Here is a 19,733-nt window from a genome sequence, read left to right as displayed (position 1 = left end):
GCTTCGGCGTTCTTTTTTATGCCTGCAGATCTAATGTCATAAAAGTGCTATGAGGATCGGGTTGATAATCAGCAAAGGGTGGACATTCGATAAACCCATGCTTTGCATAAAGAGCGCGTGACGCAGCAAAGAAGTCCATAGATCCTGTCTCTAAACTTAATTGTTGATAGCCCTGTGTTTTGGCATAAGAAATAATATGTTGCAGTAATTGTGATGCAACACCTTGGCCGCGAAATGTATCAATAGTTCGCATTGATTTTATTTCAGCTGTGGTTGTATTTAAGCACTTTATTGCGCCGCATCCTGCCAATTGATTTTGATGCCATATAGACCAAAAAGTCACACTCTGTTGTTTCAGTTCGGTTAGATCTAAGGCATGAACGCTCTCTGCTGGAGCGGTAGAATTCATATCTATCAAGTGTGCTTGTAATAATGCTTGTATGGCGTGTCCTTGCAAGTCATCAATAATAATATTCATATATCTTGTCATTAATAAAAGTAACTCTTTACGTTCAAATAGGGGGGGTATCTAGTTATTTTAGCGGTAATTACGATCGTTATAATGCAAAAAAGCATGTTACTGGTGTAGTAGAGCAGAGGATAGATGAAGTTGTAATATGATGGAGTGGCTTATGATTTTATTAGTAGAGTGCCGTGAGAACACATAAAAACAGTCTAAAGGACAGGTAAAAAATAACCCCGAGAACAAAGTCCTCGGGGTTAATGTATCACTTAGCGTAATTTAAAAATTACTTCTTAGCGTTACGTTCTTTCTGCTCAGCGATAACTTTTTCAGAAACGTTAGCAGGACATGGTGCGTAGTGTGAGAACTCCATAGAGAACTGACCACGACCAGAAGTCATAGTACGTAGAGTACCGATGTAACCAAACATTTCTGAAAGTGGTACGTCAGCTTTAATACGAGAACCAGTTACGCCAGCGATCTGGTCTTTGATCATGCCACGACGACGGTTAAGGTCACCGATAACATCACCAACGTGATCTTCTGGAGTAAATACGTCAACGTTCATGATTGGCTCAAGAAGTTGCGCACCAGCTTTAGGCATAGATTGACGGAATGCGCCTTTCGCTGCGATTTCAAATGCTACTGCAGATGAATCGACTGCGTGGAATGCACCATCAAGAAGCTCGATTTCAACGTCAAGAACAGGGAAGCCAGCTAGAACACCAGTATCCATCATGCCTTTGAAGCCTTTCTCGATTGCAGGCCAGAATTCTTTAGGAACGTTACCACCAATTACTGATGATGTGAACGTAAAGCCTGAACCTACTTCGCCTGGTTTCATGATGTAGTCGATCTTACCGAACTGACCAGAACCACCAGATTGCTTCTTATGCGTGTAGCTATCTTCAACTGGCTTCGTGATTGTTTCACGGTAAGCTACTTGAGGTTGGCCAACAATTAGGTCTACGCCGTATGTACGCTTAAGGATATCAACCTTAATGTCTAGGTGAAGTTCACCCATACCTTTAAGGATTGTTTCGCCAGTTTCTTCGTCAGTTTCAACTTGGAAAGATGGATCTTCTGCAACCATTTTACCGATCGCGATACCCATTTTCTCAGAACCGCCTTTATCTTTAGGCGTTACAGCAATCGAGATTACTGGAGTTGGGAAGATCATTGGCTCAAGAGTACACTCGTGCTTAATATCACAAAGAGTGTGACCAGTTTGAACGTTCTTCATACCAACGATAGCGATGATATCACCAGCTTGTGCTGAAGTAAGTTCGTTACGGTCGTTTGCTTGCATCTCAACCATACGGCCGATACGCTCAGTTTTACCTGTAGCAGAGTTAAGGACTGTGTCACCCTTGTTTAGCTTACCAGAGTAAATACGAACGAATGTTAGAGCACCAAAGCGGTCATCCATGATTTTGAATGCAAGTGCTTTGAATGGTTCGTCAACAGATACTGTTGCAACTTCACCAGTCGCTTCGCCAGTTTCTGGATCAGTTAACGGCTGTGGGTCTACTTCTGTTGGAGAAGGTAGGTAATCAATTACCGCATCAAGAACAAGTTGCATACCCTTGTTTTTGAATGCTGAACCACAGAACGTTGGGAAGAAAGTACAAGTACGAGTACCAGCACGGATACAACGCTTGATATCTTCGATAGAAGGTTCTTCACCTTCCATGTAAGCTTCTAGAAGATCGTCGTCTTGCTCAAGAGCAGTTTCGATCATTTCTTCACGGTAAGCTTCAACGTCGTCAACCATGTCTTCAGGAACAGGTAGAACCTCGAAGTTCTCTGGAAGACCTGAGTCATCCCATACGAAAGCTTGACGAGATAGAACGTCAACAACACCAACGAAATCATCTTCACGACCGATTGGAAGTGTCATGATTAGTGGAGTAGCGCCTAGTACCTTCTTAACTTGATCTGTAACGCGGAAGAAATCTGCGCCCATACGGTCTAGTTTGTTAACGAAGATGATACGAGCAACTTCTGATTCGTTCGCGTAACGCCAGTTAGTTTCTGATTGTGGTTCAACACCACCAGAACCACAGAATACACCGATGCCGCCATCAAGTACTTTAAGAGAACGGTAAACTTCAACTGTGAAGTCAACGTGTCCCGGAGTATCGATAACGTTAAAACGGTGATCTTTCCAGAAACAGCTTACTGCTGCAGACTGGATAGTAATACCGCGCTCAGCTTCCTGTTCCATGAAGTCAGTTGTTGACTCACCGTCATGAACTTCACCAATCTTGTGGATTTGGCCAGTTAGCTTAAGGATACGCTCTGTTGTAGTAGTTTTGCCCGCATCAACGTGCGCGAAAATACCAATGTTTCTGTATTTAGATAAATCTGTCATTGTTTTTCTCTATAAACAATTACTGTCACATGTGAGGTCGCGGATTATAGCACTACTTGTGCTAATCAGAACATAGTCATGTGTAATAAAATAGTTATTCGCTTGCTTTTTGCCCTAGGCACTATACCTGTTGACGAAGATCCGAGCAAATAACGGCGATAAAAACCAAGATTAGTCGAAGTTTTTTATTATTGTAAGTCCATTAGAGGATATTTTAGTGATATTTTGAAACCACAATCATTAAATCAATGTTGTTATGGGGTGTCCATCTAAATAGACAAAACTGATATTTAGCGTATTAGTTGTTAAAAAATAGTAAGGTAACTGGAATTTGCCATTTGTTTCACTTTCTGTTTATTAGTGAGGTAGAATTCAACTAAGTCCTGTTTTGTTATTTGAGTGTTCAAGATGTCTGAAGAAATAGAAGTAGAAGCGCTGGAAGTTGAAGTATCAGTTCAACCGATTGAACTATACAAAGTGTTAAAGATTGCTAATTTAGTCAGTGGTGGTGGTGAAGCTAAATATGCCATTTCTGATGGTTATGTTGCTGTAAATGGTGAGATTGAGTTACGTAAGCGTTGTAAAATCTATGATGGTGATGTGATTGAGTTTAACGGTGAGTATTTTGTGGTTATTTGTGATCAACCAGTACAAGAAGCTGTACCTCGAGATCAACAAGTAACCAAAGTAGCGCCTGTCGTGAACGTGCAAAAAAAAGATAAAAAAGTGCCAGCAGCAAAAACAAAGAAAAATAAAATGGCACCAATGACCAGTAAGAATCGTTCTGTAACAAAAAAAGAAGCGGTAAAAACAGAGAATAAAGCAGACATCGCAACTGGACGTAAACCAATCAGCTTTTAGCTGATGAATTAAATGATAGAGACGTGCGATCGTACGTCTTTTTTATCGCTATTTTTGATATAGGTAGTATTTAGGATGATAATTACTTTTCGTAACATGTGTGTTTCTCTATTTTTGTTTTCTGCGAGTATTGTTGGATTACCCGTTAATGCTGCTCAAATTAGTGGATTATCTTCCCATGAGTGCCAAGTAATGACCAAGGCTGGCGTTATTTCAGCTACAGCTCCAGTGCCATGTCAACGATTGAGAAAAGTTACCTTTAATTACCGTGATTTTGCAGGGAAAGTACATTCCAATGGGCAATTGGTGGTGATGGATGCTGTTGCACTTTATGTCGGGAATATTTTTGATGCTTTATTTAAACAAGGCTTTCCTATCCATAAAGCGGTACCCATTGAAATGTATGACGGTAATGATACTCGTTCGATGACGGCGAATAATACGTCGGCATTTAATTACCGTTCAGTTGAGGGGAGCAGCAATTTATCATTGCATGCCTATGGGGCTGCGATAGACATCAATCCATTACAAAATCCATTTGTGACTTTTGGCAGTAATGGCAATGTTAAATTTAGCCCTGCTCAAGGTACGCATTATGCAAATCGAGCCCAATACCGGTTTGGTAAGCCAGATAGTCGAGGTATGGCTGAAACTGTAATTACAATCTTTGCTCGTAACGGTTTTCAATATTGGGGCGGCTTTTGGAATTCTCCGATTGATTATCAGCATTTTCAATTGACCAAAGATATGGCGTTGACAATGAGTAAAATGACGCCAGCTCAAGCGACATTGTTTTTTCAACGTTATGTTGCATGGTATGACAGCTGTAGCAAGTTGTACCCAACAGCATATAGCCACTATAAATTTAACGATTACGCCGAATACCTAAAGCATCAGTTATCTGTTAAGTCATTGCATACCGCTTATAGTGCCAACCCTCAACGAGTAATGGATGCAATTAAGCTTCAGCCCGTACGCTCAGCTATTTGTGTAAAGCGTTAGTTGACCAAGGGGTTTATTGCTAAGTTGCAATCTAAGTCATAGTTTTTAGTCTGCATACTTTGTTTTTAATTAATTCATTTGCGGCAATGATTTGAGGCTCTTAGGATGGTGAGTAATTCGTTTTACTCTTACAAAGGATGGTTCAATGGTTAGCCAAGTCACAATGGTTGCACAGCAATTACAATTTTCAGAGTTAGTGCAAGGCTATTGGCGTTTAGCTGAGTGGGGCATGACTGCGCAACAACGATTGTCCTTTATAGAGCAGCATCTTGAATTAGGGATCACGACGGTTGATCATGCTGATATTTATGGTGGCTATCAATGCGAGGCGTTATTTGGTGAAGCGTTAGCATTAAAACCCAGTCTACGTCAGCAGCTACAGTTGGTGACGAAGTGTGATATTAATCTGTGTAATGCTAAATACCCTCAACGTCGTATTAATCATTATGATACCAGCAAGCAGCATATTGTTGAGTCAGTAAATAACTCATTGGTAAACTTGCAGGTTGATAATATTGACGTGTTATTAATTCATCGCCCAGATCTACTGATGGATGCTGATGAGGTTGCTTTTGCTTTTTCTGAGTTAAAACAACAAGGAAAGGTTAATCATTTTGGGGTGTCGAATTTTTCACCTGCTCAATTTGAGTTATTGCAATCCCGTTTAGAGCAGCCTCTGGTTACCAATCAAGTTGAAATTAATCCGCTTAATTTTGAAGTAGCGCATGACGGCACGCTTGATCAATTACAAATGAAGCGCATTCATCCAATGGCATGGTCATGCTTAGCTGGAGGGGATATTTTCTCTGGTAGCTCTGAGCAACATATTCGTGTGCGTGAAACCTTGATTGAGATCGCAGCTGAAATTGGTGCTGATAGCATTGACCAAGTGATTTATGCTTGGATCAGGTGTTTACCATCAAAGCCGTTAGCAATTATAGGTTCGGGAAATATTGACAGGGTAAGATCGGTGGTTGCCGCTCTAGACTTTTCATTATCACGTGAGCAGTTTTATCGAGTATGGGTAGCTGCAAAAGGTCACGGTGTTCCATAACGGAATCTAAAAATGGCAGCTGCTATCGTGAATTTTCATCGTGATAGCTTGCTGCCATTGGTATTGTTAGTGCACGTTAGCTGGGGTTATCGTCCCATCCGCTATAGGATTATTTTTATTGGCACTCCATTGGTACCAACCACCATCGTATACACTTATATTTTTCCAGCCGAGAACATGTGCGAAGAAGAATGCTTCTGATGCTCGCCAGCCAGTACCACAAAAAAAAGTGACATCTTGATGCGGTTTAATATTCCATTTAGCCCATTGTGCTGCAATTTCATTACCGCTTTTCATGGTTTGATCTGGGTTAAGAAAATCTTGCATATGGTAAGAATCAGAGCCTGCATGTCCCCATTTAGCACCTTCGATACGCCCTTTAGGCTTAATATAATCATAGCCACTGGTTTCACCAATATATTCAGGCCAAGTACGAATACTGACAACAGATTGTTGATCTGCTGGCATTTTTAATAACGATTTTACTTGGGCTGTATCGATTATATATTGAGGGTTACTCGGAATAGGCTTACCAAATGCCACTGATTTTTGATTGTAATTAGGTAAGTTCTCTGTGGGATAACCTGCATTACTCCATGCTGTCCAACCGCCATTTAATAATCGCACATCTTTAACACCAGCATACATTAAGAAGTTAGCAAAACGTGCTGCCGACATATTGTTGCGTGCATACAGAATAACCGTGGTGTCATAACGAATACCAAGATTTGCAATGACTTTGGCTAACACCGCATTACTGACTTTATTCCACCAAGGTTCTGATTCAATATTATTGGTATTAACGTATAACGAACCTGGAATATGATCGAGTAAATATTTTGCAGGTGGGCCCCACTCAACGTCAACCACTTTATAACCATGTTTTGGTGCATAACGAGGATGTTTATTATTGATGAGCGCATACAGCCATGATGCGGATACTAATTGTTGAAAATTAGGTAAAGCACTAAGTTTACCAAGGTAATGATTAAGTGGCTGATTAATCGTTGTTACTGAGTGGTAGCCTTGAGCTTGTAAAGCAGTGGTTAGTTGTTGGGCTTTATCTGGCGCGCAATATAAATAAGTCGGTAACATCGATTTAAGGTGCTTTTCATGCAGCAGAGTTTGCAATGCAGATGTATTTAATGTTTTTAGCCAGCTAGCATCAATATTAACGGCACCTACAATATGGCCACCTTGCTGTTGTTGAGGCTCAGGCCACCCGTTATAAAAATTACTGTCGCGACAATCAATAATTTGTAATGGTGTGTTGTGTGCTTGCTGTTGAGCTAATTGCTCAAATGTTGCTGTGGTTGGCGATATAGAGGACGCAGCAAACAGAGTACCTGATGTCAATAATAGCGCTACCATAACCGTTGTTTTAATGAGCATAATTAAATCAAATCACTTCAGTGATAGTTAAAAACAAGCGCGCATTTTAACTTGTTCCAAATGTAATACAATTAGATTTCACACTTTTTAAGTGGCTTGTTATTAATAATCGCTAAAATAAGTACTGTATCAGTATTTATTAAGGAACTATTGCAGTGGTTTTATGTCAGAAATGTATTACGGCATATTTATACCGTTAGATATCGACTTGAAGCATTAATGAGGAATACATATGAAACGTTTACTCTCTGCATTTATAAGCTTATTAACGATCTCTAGCTCAACGTTAATGGCTGCAGAGATGATAACAACAGCACTTGAGGTTAATTCATCATCACAACCTAGCTTAATATTGACCTCAAAAACTCTCCCTTTAACAACGTCAGCGGCTCAATCATACGATTATTCATTAGTGGCATTACAACAGGCTTATTATCGTGGAATAGATGGTATTGATAGTACTATTCGTTTGCAGCAAGGTCTGTGGGCAGGCGAGCCTTATCAACCAGGGGGGAACGTCATGCCACAAGTGATGTTATTAGGTGATTTAAAAGCAACAGGGCAATTAAATACTTACAGCGCTCCAATGGCGGTGGTGTTGTTAAATTATTCTCCAGGTGGTAGTGGGCAATTTTTATATTTGGCAGTAATGGCTTATCAACACGGTAAATTAGTTAATATTGCGACTCAATATGTTGGTGATAGAGTACGGGTTAAAGATCTAACGATTAAAAATCACAATATAATCTTAGATGTTATTCAAGCCGGAAAACAAGATCCTACGTGTTGTCCAGGAGATGTTGCGCGACATATTTGGCATTTAAATCACAATAAACTGATTGAAGTGCCTAGTCATCAAGCTACTGTAAGATTGACTCCCGCGATATTGGCAAACACAGATTGGAGGCTCGAAAGTTGGCGTTATGGCGATCCTGTAACCGATGACAGCAAAATTAGCTTACGTTATATCAATGGCCATTTTGTTGGTATGGTCGACTGTAATAATTATACCGTGACGGTGAAGACATTATTACGACCAGGATTTATTGATGTATTAGAACAACATGCCGCAATTACGAATCGTCAGTGTGATAACCCATTATCAATACATCGTCAAAAACGTTATTTTGAACAGTTAGCTAATGTGACTCAGTTTACATATTTTGCAGGAAAATTAGCGCTAACTTATCGACATGATAATTATATTGGTGTGATGATCTTTGATGCTGAAAAAGTGCAATCATAATATCGAATAAATCATTAATTATTGAATTGATACGATATAAAAATACCGCTATTTAGACACACTAAATGGCGGTATTTTTATATCGATATTATTTTGCCAACCATTCAATAATAAATTGGCAAATATCCTGAGGATTATTTAAATCGAGCACTGGTAATGCACAGTTTTCAGGTGTGGGCTGATCACAGGCAAAGGCCAAAATACTATTGTCATTAGGGTAGAGCAATGGTTTGCCATAACTTGGGCGATGAATCTCTATTTTTGGAAATGGTTGATCACGAAAGCCTTCAATTAGCACAAGATCTAATAGATCATGATTAAGTTGGCTTAGACAATGATTTAATTCAGGATCTTGGCGTTCTGCTTGTGGGTATTCAAAATACAGCATGTGGCGAGATTTAGTGGCAAGTAAGGTTTGACTACAACCCGCATGACGTAAGCGATAGCTGTCTTTTCCTGGTGTGTCTGGGTCAATATCATGATGGCTGTGTTTAAGTAGCCCTATTCGTAAGTTGTGCTGTTTAAGAAGAGGGATCAGTTGTTCAAGAAGCGTCGTCTTTCCTGAACCACTATAACCAGCGAAACCAAGTATAGGTGTAGGAGATGTAATCATTATGAGACCCGTTGATATTGATTCTTTTGCTATTATATACCTAACAAAAGTGAACACCTATCTACAGTATGTATTTATTGATATATAAGAGATTTATTTAAATAAACTTAATTTTTTACTAGTTACATAAAAATAATACCCTTGTTTTTTTGTAATAATTATGTAGCTGTATATATTTAATTTGTATTGAGTTTGTTATCATTAATAAGAACTGTAAAAATCATAAATGCGACAATTCATATAATTTTTTCTTATCGGGAGTGTGGAATGTGGGCGACGTTAGATTTTGAAGCATCAGGACTCTCCGAATTTTCTTATCCAATAGAGGTCGGTTATTCATTACCAAGTGGTATTGATAATAGCTTATTAATTAATCCGTTATCAGCGAGTGATGAATGGGTATATTGGGATACTTTTTCAGAATTACACATTCATAGCATTACGCGCGATGAACTAGAGCAAGATGGCAAACAAGTTATTGAGGTTTGTCAGCACCTTAATGCTGTTTTAGGGCAGTATGAATTGGTCTTTTGTGATAGTGAATGGGATTTGTTTTGGTTAGGTCGGCTATACCATGCGGCTTATATGCGGCCATCATTTATGCTGACAGAAATCTGTTGTTGGCTAAAACAGAATAATGGTATTGACCGTGAATACTTTCAATTAGCCCTTGATCGACAAGGACCCGTTAAACATCGAGCGCGTTATGATGCTAGACAAATTCGATTAGCACTGAATACAGTAATGAGTAATCGTTAACTTTCTCTATTTATGAATATTGTGTTTATTATTGGCGGTATAGTTAATGACGGTTACAATGCTCGGCATATAAAGCATATGTATATGAGAATTTTGAGTGAAATCTGCGTCTAATCGTAATCAATCACTGCGCGTGGCAATGTTTAATATTTCGATGTCAGACAGTGAACCGGGAAAAATATTAGCATTAACAGCAAATCCTAATATTACTCGTTTACAGCGTCTCGCAGCTATTATTCAACATGTCGCACCTGATGTAATATTGCTGTGTGAGTTTGATCATCTCGGAGAAGGGGGGGACGATGGTGCTTTGGCTCACTTCTGTGATAATTATTTAGCGGTTTCTCAATATGGGCAGGAGCCTATTGAGTACCCATATCATTTGTGCCCAGCAACCAATACAGGTTTATTGACAGAGGTTGATCTTAATAATGACGGTATAATTTCATTGCCAGCAGATGGCATGGGGTTTGGTCATTTTCATGGTAATTTTGGCTTTGTATTATTATCTAAATACCCTATTCAAAATAACAATGTCCGTTCATGGCAACATTTGCTGTGGAACACTATGCCAAATGCATTGATCCCACGTGATTTTTATAGTCCTGAAGCGGTAAGTATATTGCGGTTATCGTCTAAAAATCATCTTTGTGTACCAATACAAATCGAGCAACAAGTAATAAACCTAGTGTGTTGTCATCCGACGCCCCCTGTTTTTGATGGACCTGAACGCCGTAATGCTAAACGTAATCATGATGAAATCCAACTTATTTGCGATATTATTGATAATACTAATTATTTAGAGGATGACATCGGTATTGCTGGTGGATTACAACCTGATCAACCTTTTGTTGTGCTAGGTGATTTGAATGCAGATGTGGTTGATGGCGATGGATTAAAAACACCTATTAAACAATTACTTAATCATCCTCGGATTCATCAAAAGGTCAGTCATGGACCATTAACACCGAAAAGTAGAGGAGGGTGTGAGTATCGTCCGTGGCAGCGGCGTAAAGGACGTAATAATGAATGGACGCATTTAGGTGGAATGCGTTTAGATTATGTGTTGCCATCGGCTAATCTAACTGTTGTAAAGAGTGGCGTATTTTGGCCTGAAAAAGATCATCCATTACGACAATTAATGCTTGATGATAAAGGGCGAGAAAAGTCCACTGCAGGATCTGACCATCGACTTGTTTGGATAGATATAAAACTTACTGAGCCATTATTATAATAAAAGTGGAACAATAACGATTGTTCCACTTCAGAACTGTATTATTTATTGGTATCAGCAGATTTTTTTGCCCAAATTTCAAGCTTGGCTTTTTTGGTTACACCCGCTAAATTTAATGTTGCATTACCGACACTGTTATATGTCAATTCAATTGATTTTATTTTATTTTGATCGCGATCAAGTGGCATTGCGCGTGTAGAACTATTTTTAGTTAGTAATCCTAACGTTGATAGTTTTTGAACATGGCCATCAGCATAATTAACTTTAATCGCATCTATTTGTACCGAACCTTGAGTACAGGTTAATTTTAGAGAATCATAATGGCTAGAATTAAATAACGAATTGATCGTGACAGTATCTGTATCTGTTTGAAAATTAGCAGTTTTAGTCGCTAATTTAACCCAGCCATTATCTGTTTCTTTGGGAGTACTATTACAGCCACTTAATGTTAGTAATAGAATAAAGCCGGTTAAAAATGGATATAAAAACTTACGCATAAAACCCCATTAATGTTGTACTAAAATACGCAGTGTATTTTTAAGTAACGTTGAATTAGGTAAAGTATGCCATATTTTATGTGTTGAATGTTATGGAAATGATAAAATGACTAAGTATTTTAGTCATTTTATTTCAAAAGATGTTTCAACGATGATTTAAAAATATTTACCACGGATAGTATTAAAATTTTCTTTCAGTGCGCAGGTGGTAAATGTTTTAATCACCATAGTGTCAGACCAATAATTTGCTGACCAACCTGCTTTTTGTTTGAGTAGTTGTATAAATTGAGGGGTTGATAACCCTCGACGCCAAGCACTGGGTAATACGACTGTTTGTACATGTTTATCCGTTAACAGCACACCTTGTTTGTTATGAGATAAATACTCAGCTAATTCCGCTTCAGTATTGAATGGCTGCATAACTAACGGCGATAGTACTTCTACCTCAATGCTTAAATCATCAAATTGGTCTTCTGCTAGAGGCATAAAACGACGATCTTCATAAGCGCTACCAATGGCTTTATTGTGTATTTCTAATATTAAGGGTTTAGTTGCAATCGTAGAGCCGATACAACCTTGTAGTTGTCCATTGACTTCTAATGTTACAAAGCATGCCGCAGGTTGAAGCATTTTACGTGTGTAGTGTTCAAGTTTAGGTGCTGACGTTGAAATTGCTTTTTCTGAAAAATGACCTCGGATGGCGTCACGGGCAATATCCAATAGCTGCGTAAGTTCACCTTTATTGTATGTTTGATGTGTGACAGCTGAAATATCCACCAGTGTTCTCCTTTTTGAATCTTATGAATTATCAATACGTCCGTATATAAATAATGAATGACGAAAACGTGTATTTATAAAATATTAGCAGTGATAAAAAATGTTTTATAGGCAATAACTTATTTCTATATCTGATTAATATCATCTATTTTTACTGATTATTCAATATGTGCTGAAGTAAAAAGTGTTAACTTGTTTGTCAAACTTATGCTGTTTGTAAGTTTTCTATCTGAGTGTTATTAAATTGCAATACTTGAGTGATATTTGTGCTTTTTTGATTGTTTTTGGAATTGTGCGGTTTATAGATTTTACTCGTAACGTAGATTGTTTTATCGTTAATGCCATTTTTAATACTGAAGATAGATAAGTCTATGAATAGCGACCACGGTTTGACGATTGAACAATTAAGTGAATACAAAAATGTAATCATTACTCAGCCTAATTGCCCATATTGTGTAAAAGCAAAATTACTATTGGATCAGCAAGGCACTGAGTATTCAACATTAGTATTAGGTCAAGAGTTAACAAAAACCGTTATGGTGGATTTTATTCAGCATATTGCGAATGTTAGCGTACGTACAGTGCCACAAATTATTTTAGATGGTCACTACATTGGCGGGCATGACGATTTGGTTGCCTTTCTTGAGCGTCAGGTAGATAAGACTAGCTTTGATGATTTTGAGTTATAAAGCTAATATCATATAGTTATAAAAGGAGGGGGAAGAATGCTTCCCCTTTTTATATGTTAATATTAGAGTGATAGACGATGAAATTAGATTTTTCACAATTAAATAAACAAACTAAACAGTCATTTAGTGACCAACATGCGGTGATAAAAAAAGTTATGCAGGGCAAAGTTGTGGCTTGTGAACAATGCAGACAGCCATTGGTACTTATTACACCTGAACAGAGTGAAAAACCAGGTATTGGTTGTTCAAATGGGTGTACTTTTATCTCACTTGAGTTTGCTTAATCGTTAAGAACCGTCGCTATTCATGTCTTTTTTGGTCAAAAAACAACCCGTGTTGATTGGTTTTTGAAAACTTACTAATTAAATATATGTTGTTTTTAGGTCATCTTCTTCTATCAATAAGCTTTATTATTTACTTCAAAAGCGATGAGTCTATTATTGGCTTCTTCATTTTTATGAAATAGTAAGTTAACACCCATATTCTTTGTTTCTTTGTATTGATAATGGTTTCTTTTACTTTTAGTAAATATTATTTCTAATTCATTGATTAAAAATAATAAAACCTAATGTAATTTACTATAATCACTTATAAAAAGTAGTTAAAAATTTCAAATGAACTAAAGTTGTAACAATGGATGGTTAGAGCACGAAAGAAAAAACCATTGTTGCGACTAAAAATGGCTAATATTATCGCTTTATTTTAGGCTGAAAATCAGCCAGTTTAGGCTATTTGGTTGTTTTGTCTCTCTATTGACAGGTCTTGTCTACTAGTGGTTATATAATGGCGCTTTAATTTTTATTTACATGACTAAATATTATGATTAGGGCGATATCTAACAGGACGTAATAATGAGTAAACACGATAAATATAGTATAAATAATACGGATTACACGATTGGCCAAGATAATGTCCAAAAGTGGGGATTCGATGTACATAACGCCGTTTTTGGTGTGAGCGCTGGATTAATAGTCATTTTTTTAGTTGCGATTTTAATTTCAGATCCAGCCACCGCAAAAGCAACATTAGACAGTGTAAAAGGTGCCATTGTTAACCAATTCGCCTCTTTATTTCTTTGGGCTGGTAATTTCTTTGTCTTCTTTTGTTTAGCATTAATTGTTTCACCGTATGGACGTATCCGTCTCGGCGGTAAAGATGCTGAAGCTGAGCATACAACATTATCATGGTTATCAATGCTATTTGCTGCAGGTATGGGTATTGGCTTGATGTTTTGGAGTGTGGCTGAACCTGCTGCATATTTCACAGGTTGGGGCGGTTCAACACCTTTGAACGTTACCCCTGAAACACCTGAAGCATTTAAAGTCGCGATGGGTGCAACCATGTACCATTGGGGTCTCCACCCTTGGGCTATTTATGGTGTTGTTGCCTTATCAATGGCATATTTTGCTTACAATAAGGGACTACCACTTTCTATTCGCTCTGTGTTTTATCCTATTCTTGGTGATCGCACTTGGGGTTGGGCTGGCCACATCATCGATATTCTTGCTGTATTGGCAACACTATTTGGTTTAGCTACGTCATTAGGCTTAGGCGCACAACAAGCGGCAAGTGGTATTAATCATGTATTTGGTACTCATGGCGGTTTAGAACTGCAAATTGGCATTATCATTGTAGTTACTTGTGTCGCTATTTTTTCTGTAGCGAAAGGTATCGATTCAGGTGTTAAATTACTCAGTAACATTAATATGATGGTTGCTGTTGTCTTATTAATATTTGTTGCACTGGTTGGTTTTGCTATTTCTATTGATACGATTCCAAAAACAGTAATGGGATACATTGAAAACTTTATTCCGCTAAGTAACCCTTATGATCGTACTGATGAAAAATGGATGCATGCTTGGACGGTTGTTTACTGGGCTTGGTGGATTTCATGGTCACCATTTGTAGGCTCATTCATTGCGCGTATCTCAAAAGGCCGTACTGTTCGTGAATTTTTAATTGCAGTATTGATTATTCCAACAGTAGTAACGATTGTTTGGATGTCAGTATTTGGTGGCCAAGCTATTCACCAAATTATGGATCATATTGGTACATTAGGTACTAAAGGTATTACTCAAGTACCATTAGCGATGTTTGAAATGTACGACGCATTACCATTTGGTACTATTTTATCGTTCATTTCAGTGATTCTAATTCTGGTGTTCTTTGTAACATCATCAGATTCAGGTTCATTGGTAATCGATAGTATTACCGCTGGTGGTAAAGTTGATAACCCTGTTGCTCAACGTATTTTCTGGGCAGCCATTGAAGGTGTTATTGCTATTGCTTTATTATGGGTCGGTGGCACTCAAGCCATTGAAGCATTACAAGCCGGTACGATTTCGACAGCATTACCGTTTACGTTTATTTTATTACTTATGTGTGTCAGTTTATTGATGGGCTTTAGGACTGAGCGTAAATAACCTTTTCATCCATTCGTTGTAATAAAATTAATATTATAAAAAAAGCAGCTATTCAGAATATTTACTGAATGGCTGCTTTTTTATGGAAATAGAATAGAGAAGGTGCTGTTTACTCCCAAAGATATCCAATAAGTGTCTCAGGTGTAAAGTGATAAGCGATTTGTGCTTGAAGTAATTCTGCAGTAGCTAAAGAATCTGTTAGCGCATGATGTGGTTGATAGGCTGGAAGGCCATAACGGGAACGACATTTTCCTAGTCGTACTGAACCTGGGCGTTTACCTTTTAATTTATTCCACAAACCACTAATTTGTTGTTGCTGAATAGTTGCTTCAATAGCTAAAGTATCAACAACTGGAAATTGAATCCCTTCGCCTAAACGAATGTTTAAGGCACGATCCATAAATTGGCGTTCGATATTTTTATAATGAACGACAACCACTTTTCCAGCCAAAGCGTCTAGCACTGATTCAAGGATACGGCGTAAGTCAGGTGCTTGTTGTACATCAGAGTGGGTAATACCATGAATAACAACCGAGTCTTCTTCTAATTTTACCTTAGGTTTTACCACCCAGTGTTGCGATTGACGGCAATAAATACGGTGTAAGTCAAAAGGGACTAATCCTATACTAACAATGTCATCAATTTCTGAGTTGAGTCCTGTTGTTTCAAAGTCGAGAGCAACAAAAGGAACCTCACTCAGTGGCGTATCTTCAGAGACAATACCAGTCTCATAATAAGACTTAATGCGGCTATCTTGTGCTTCTTGCGCTAATGTTTTAAAACGTAAATGCCAATCTGGTATTGGCATATTACGTGTAAAGTGTGCAGAAGCAGGTTGTTTTGATCCGTGATGAAACATGAACTGCTCTTTTTATTATCGGGCTGATTGATAGCGAAACTTCACAAAGTTTTGCGCTTTACTCAATATTTGGAATGCGTCTTTTAAATTTCTACGTTCAAAATCAGACATATTCTCAGGCTCAATGCTGTTATCTGGCTCAATACCTGCTTCAATATCTAATGCTTGGTGGCGAATACGCACTAAAGAAATGTATTCCATTGCATCACGTAAGTCTTGTGCTCGACCTGGCGGTAAAATACCGCTATCGATAATATCATCAAGACGTTCAAGTGAGTTTTGTGAACGAGAACCGACCGCAAGTGCATGGACACGAATTAAATCAGCTAATGGTGCCGTTCCACGGCGTTTTAGATTGATTGAGTTATTATGTCGACCATCTTTTTCCATAACAAAATCTTTAAAAAATCCCAATGGAGGGGTGCGGTTTAAAGCGTTACGTGCAAGACAGGACAAGAAGCGAGAGCTATTTCGTGCTCGACGAACAATGAAGCCATTTAATTGTTTGGCCCATTTAGTTTTGCCCCATACGCCACCAAGATCAAAAAAGATTGAGCTGTTAAGTAATGCGACTGGCTTAGGGTTATCAATCCATTCAGCGAAACAATCTTCCCATTGTTGACGCGTTTTACGCCATTCTGGGTTGGTTGCCATAATATCGCCAGTACAATAGGTATAGCCACATTCAGCTAATCCATCACAAACAAATTTAGATAGTTGCTCAAAATAAGCATTATGTTTGTCATAATTGAAGTTGTTATCAAGAATGATAGCGTTATCTTGATCGGTCACAATAAGTTGTTCATCACGTGCCATTGAACCGAGAGCAAGAAAACAATAAGGCACAGGGGGGGGGCCGTATTTTTCTTCTGCAAGTTCAAGTAGACGTTGTTTAAAGCTGCGTCCGATTTCAGCCATCGCGCTACCAATCATATGAGAGTTAGCATCTTCATTAACCATGCGTACGAAGCAATCTTTAACTTGAGTTGAGAGAACCGCTAATTCTTCTACTGATTGTTGCTGATAAATGCTGCTGACGAGTAATAAGCTATTTTGTGATTCATAGCGCACAATGTCAGAGACACTAATAATACCCACTGGATGTTTATTTCGCATGACGGGTAAGTGATGGATGTTAGAACGCAGCATGGTTAGCATGGCTTCAAAAACATAAGCGTTATAATCAAGAGTGATTGGCTCTGCTGACATTACAGTAGAGACGGGCTCTGCGGTCGAGACACCAAGCGCTAAAACGCGGGTACACAAATCACGATCAGTAATAATGCCAACGATTAAGTCATTATCGTCATCATCGTCAGTGATATTTTCATCACAGATGAGCAAGGCGGAGATCCCTTCTTCAGCCATGGTCTGGGCTGCGACTTGAATGGTTGCATTTTGATCAAGGATAACAGGATCACGTGTGAGTAGGGTGCGCACTTTAGATGTGGTTAGGTCATTTTCATCATTTTGACGTGATACTGCATGGCGTAGACGAGATCCATCATCAACTTCAACAAAGTCGGCAAAACTATCATAATCGTCACAGAGTTTTGTGAAAATAGTTCCGGGTATGCAATAGAGTAGGGTGTCTTCTAATGCTTTTGCTGGCATTCTTACGCGATTATTCATTAATAATCCCATTTGCCCAAAAATATCACCTTCATCTAGACGGTTATATAATTCCCCTTTACGGCGATAAACTTCAACGGCACCACTACGAATAAGAAATAAATCATTAATACTATCACCGAGATTTAAAATCATGCTGTCTGCACGGTGATAAGCCACTTCAATTTCAATTGCTATTTCATTCAATTGTTCTTCTGGTAGCAAATCGAAAGGTGGGTACTGGCTGATAAAATTAAGTATTTCTGTTTGTTCTGCTTCCATATCTCAGTCCATATCAATAAAAAACAGGAGCAAGGCTCCGCAGATAATAATTAGAGGGCGATAGATATTACATCGTCATAAAGCGTTATTACTTGTGAAATTGTAACCTATGCAGGTACGGAAATCATATATAGTTCATTATTAACAATTACAGATGTAAGTGTTAAGTCGATATTGACCGTATCAGTATATAAGTCGTTTTTAGATATTACCCATCAATATATATTATCGTTTTGAGTGATCTGTATCATAAAGACAGACTGTATTTTTTAGCATGAAATAGCGCAAAAACACTAATTAATAGGTATGTTTTATTTTTTCATTTTAAATGAAACTTAACGCTAAAATAAGATTAAATCTAGAATATTGTAAGGATAGAGATAAAACAGAATGTATTACGCTTTTAATGAGTCAATTTTAAGCGGTGTATTATTTATCGCTATCTCTAGCGAGGGAAAATATGAAGATTGTTTTTTTTGGGGAAGCATTAGTTGAGCTTAACCATTCACCTCGATATCAAACATATGGTGGTAATGTGGTTAATCGAGCCTTATATTTGGCTCGATTAGGCGGTTCGCGTGCTATTAGTGTTAGTTATGCGACATGTATTGGTATTGAAAAAATATCAATGAGCATGCTGCAATGCTGGCAACGAGAAAATATTGATACCAGCTTAGTAAAATGTTTAGCAACAAAATTCCCTAATTTATGTTTTACTGAAACAGATAGCTATGGTCTGCAACATCATCATTATTGGAATAAAGATAATGCGATGCGATATTATTTTACTTATGGCCCTGCATTATTAAATCGAGCCCTGACGAATAATGATTATGGAGCGATTTATATCAGTGGTAGTAGTATTGCTGCTTTGACTGATGATGATAAAACATTGCTATTAAGTTTACTTGAGATACATAAGAAAGAAGGCGGTAAAGTTTACTTAGATAACAGTTTTCGTGCTGATCTTTGGTCAACGAAACAAGCACAGTATTGGTATGAAAAACTATTTTCTTATGCTGATATCGCGTTTGTTGATTTAAATGATGAAATGAGAATTTGGGGAAGCTCACGTTATTTAACTCAGCGTTATATTAAATGGGGTTGTCGCGAAGTTGTATTTAAACAAGCAAATAGAGTGGAATGTACGGTGTGCAGTTTAGTGATTCGATCTGATACGCTCCTACGGGTCGCGAGTATCAAGCTGGCGGTGCAATATGGTGATCAGATAGTAGATAATGCCTTTGTTGCAGGTTATCTTGCTGCTCGAATCAATAAACAATCCATTTCACAGTCGTTATTGTTGGCACAAAAGCTTAGTCATCGAGTGACAACATGTTCAGATGCGATTATTCCTTCTAATTTAATGCGTGACATTATGTAGATGGATAAATAATCGCGCATCATATGATCTGAATAGCTTGTTTTGTATGTAAAATAATCAAACAAACGCAAAATTAAAAAATGCTGTTGACTCATCTACAGTAATCCGTAGAATGCACCCCATACCGCGAAACAACAACGTTTCATCGGTTAGGGAATATGGCGCGTTGGCAGAGTGGCTATGCAGCGGATTGCAAATCCGTGTACCTCGGTT

Annotated in this window: 18 protein-coding genes; 10 read left to right on the top strand and 8 right to left on the bottom strand. The window is 38.1% G+C overall.

The genetic code is table 11. The features are described 5' to 3' along the window. Positions 1 to 16 precede the first annotated feature (16 nt). On the bottom strand, positions 17 to 478 hold the full coding sequence (locus tag Q0V26_RS07355; protein WP_297480029.1) for a GNAT family N-acetyltransferase: 462 nt from the start codon (positions 476 to 478) through the stop codon (positions 17 to 19). Positions 479 to 749: 271 nt separating this feature from the next. Continuing rightward, complete coding sequence (gene fusA, locus Q0V26_RS07350) at positions 750 to 2,837, bottom strand: elongation factor G (RefSeq protein ID WP_297480025.1); 2,088 nt, start codon at positions 2,835 to 2,837, stop codon at positions 750 to 752. Positions 2,838 to 3,245: 408 nt separating this feature from the next. On the opposite strand from fusA, the gene Q0V26_RS07345 reads away from it, so the two are divergent. The 3 genes from Q0V26_RS07345 (at position 3,246) to Q0V26_RS07335 (ending at position 5,754) form a co-directional block, all read left to right on the top strand. Further along, positions 3,246 to 3,698: an RNA-binding S4 domain-containing protein gene (locus Q0V26_RS07345; protein WP_297480022.1), complete on the top strand. Its 453-nt coding sequence runs from the start codon at positions 3,246 to 3,248 to the stop codon at positions 3,696 to 3,698. 96 nt (positions 3,699 to 3,794) lie between these two features. Beyond that, positions 3,795 to 4,700 (top strand): M15 family metallopeptidase, encoded by a 906-nt coding sequence (locus tag Q0V26_RS07340; RefSeq protein WP_297480128.1) that lies wholly within the window; start codon positions 3,795 to 3,797, stop codon positions 4,698 to 4,700. 145 nt (positions 4,701 to 4,845) lie between these two features. Next, positions 4,846 to 5,754, top strand: coding sequence for an aldo/keto reductase family oxidoreductase (locus Q0V26_RS07335; RefSeq protein WP_297480020.1), 909 nt, complete (start codon positions 4,846 to 4,848; stop codon positions 5,752 to 5,754). Between the two features lie 66 nt (positions 5,755 to 5,820). Here the strand turns inward: Q0V26_RS07335 and Q0V26_RS07330 are convergent, their stop codons facing one another. Continuing rightward, the gene (locus tag Q0V26_RS07330; RefSeq protein WP_297480017.1) at positions 5,821 to 7,146 is read right to left on the bottom strand and encodes a rhodanese-like domain-containing protein; all 1,326 of its coding nucleotides are present in this window, start codon (positions 7,144 to 7,146) and stop codon (positions 5,821 to 5,823) included. Between the two features lie 232 nt (positions 7,147 to 7,378). On the opposite strand from Q0V26_RS07330, the gene Q0V26_RS07325 reads away from it, so the two are divergent. Further along, positions 7,379 to 8,392, top strand: a complete 1,014-nt coding sequence (locus Q0V26_RS07325; RefSeq protein WP_297480015.1) for an META domain-containing protein — start codon at positions 7,379 to 7,381, stop codon at positions 8,390 to 8,392. Between the two features lie 88 nt (positions 8,393 to 8,480). Here Q0V26_RS07325 and mobB read toward each other — a convergent pair whose 3' ends face one another. Continuing rightward, positions 8,481 to 9,005 carry a molybdopterin-guanine dinucleotide biosynthesis protein B gene (gene mobB / locus Q0V26_RS07320; RefSeq protein ID WP_297480012.1) on the bottom strand — a complete coding sequence of 175 codons (525 nt, stop codon included), beginning with the start codon at positions 9,003 to 9,005 and terminating at the stop codon, positions 8,481 to 8,483. A 267-nt stretch (positions 9,006 to 9,272) separates the two neighbouring features. Between mobB and Q0V26_RS07315 the strand changes: the two genes are divergently transcribed. Together Q0V26_RS07315 and Q0V26_RS07310 are read left to right on the top strand one after the other, a co-directional pair. Further along, positions 9,273 to 9,764 (top strand): hypothetical protein, encoded by a 492-nt coding sequence (locus Q0V26_RS07315; protein WP_297480008.1) that lies wholly within the window; start codon positions 9,273 to 9,275, stop codon positions 9,762 to 9,764. Between the two features lie 97 nt (positions 9,765 to 9,861). Continuing rightward, positions 9,862 to 10,998 (top strand): endonuclease/exonuclease/phosphatase family protein, encoded by a 1,137-nt coding sequence (locus Q0V26_RS07310; RefSeq protein WP_363316463.1) that lies wholly within the window; start codon positions 9,862 to 9,864, stop codon positions 10,996 to 10,998. A 41-nt stretch (positions 10,999 to 11,039) separates the two neighbouring features. Here Q0V26_RS07310 and Q0V26_RS07305 read toward each other — a convergent pair whose 3' ends face one another. Continuing rightward, positions 11,040 to 11,495, bottom strand: coding sequence for a hypothetical protein (locus tag Q0V26_RS07305; protein ID WP_297480005.1), 456 nt, complete (start codon positions 11,493 to 11,495; stop codon positions 11,040 to 11,042). A 156-nt stretch (positions 11,496 to 11,651) separates the two neighbouring features. Beyond that, positions 11,652 to 12,272, bottom strand: coding sequence for an AmmeMemoRadiSam system protein A (gene amrA, locus Q0V26_RS07300; RefSeq protein WP_297480003.1), 621 nt, complete (start codon positions 12,270 to 12,272; stop codon positions 11,652 to 11,654). A 371-nt stretch (positions 12,273 to 12,643) separates the two neighbouring features. Between amrA and Q0V26_RS07295 the strand changes: the two genes are divergently transcribed. From Q0V26_RS07295 to Q0V26_RS07285, 3 genes are all read left to right on the top strand, one after another. Then, a complete protein-coding gene (locus tag Q0V26_RS07295) occupies positions 12,644 to 12,961 on the top strand; it encodes a glutaredoxin domain-containing protein (RefSeq protein WP_080157809.1) in 318 nt (105 codons plus the stop codon). Between the two features lie 77 nt (positions 12,962 to 13,038). Further along, a complete protein-coding gene (locus Q0V26_RS07290) occupies positions 13,039 to 13,245 on the top strand; it encodes a hypothetical protein (RefSeq protein ID WP_297480000.1) in 207 nt (68 codons plus the stop codon). A 567-nt stretch (positions 13,246 to 13,812) separates the two neighbouring features. Further along, positions 13,813 to 15,384, top strand: coding sequence for a BCCT family transporter (locus Q0V26_RS07285; RefSeq protein WP_297479997.1), 1,572 nt, complete (start codon positions 13,813 to 13,815; stop codon positions 15,382 to 15,384). 109 nt (positions 15,385 to 15,493) lie between these two features. Here Q0V26_RS07285 and Q0V26_RS07280 read toward each other — a convergent pair whose 3' ends face one another. Together Q0V26_RS07280 and Q0V26_RS07275 are read right to left on the bottom strand one after the other, a co-directional pair. After that, a complete protein-coding gene (locus tag Q0V26_RS07280; protein ID WP_297479995.1) occupies positions 15,494 to 16,243 on the bottom strand; it encodes a 3'-5' exonuclease in 750 nt (249 codons plus the stop codon). Between the two features lie 15 nt (positions 16,244 to 16,258). Further along, on the bottom strand, positions 16,259 to 18,136 hold the full coding sequence (locus Q0V26_RS07275; protein ID WP_297479991.1) for a DUF294 nucleotidyltransferase-like domain-containing protein: 1,878 nt from the start codon (positions 18,134 to 18,136) through the stop codon (positions 16,259 to 16,261). A 460-nt stretch (positions 18,137 to 18,596) separates the two neighbouring features. Between Q0V26_RS07275 and Q0V26_RS07270 the strand changes: the two genes are divergently transcribed. Next, positions 18,597 to 19,520 (top strand): PfkB family carbohydrate kinase, encoded by a 924-nt coding sequence (locus Q0V26_RS07270; RefSeq protein ID WP_297479989.1) that lies wholly within the window; start codon positions 18,597 to 18,599, stop codon positions 19,518 to 19,520. Positions 19,521 to 19,733: the final 213 nt, after the last annotated feature.

The sequence above is a fragment of the uncultured Photobacterium sp. genome, assembly GCF_947039875.1.
Lineage (GTDB): Bacteria > Pseudomonadota > Gammaproteobacteria > Enterobacterales > Vibrionaceae > Photobacterium.
This window is presented reverse-complemented; position numbering and strand designations above follow the sequence as displayed.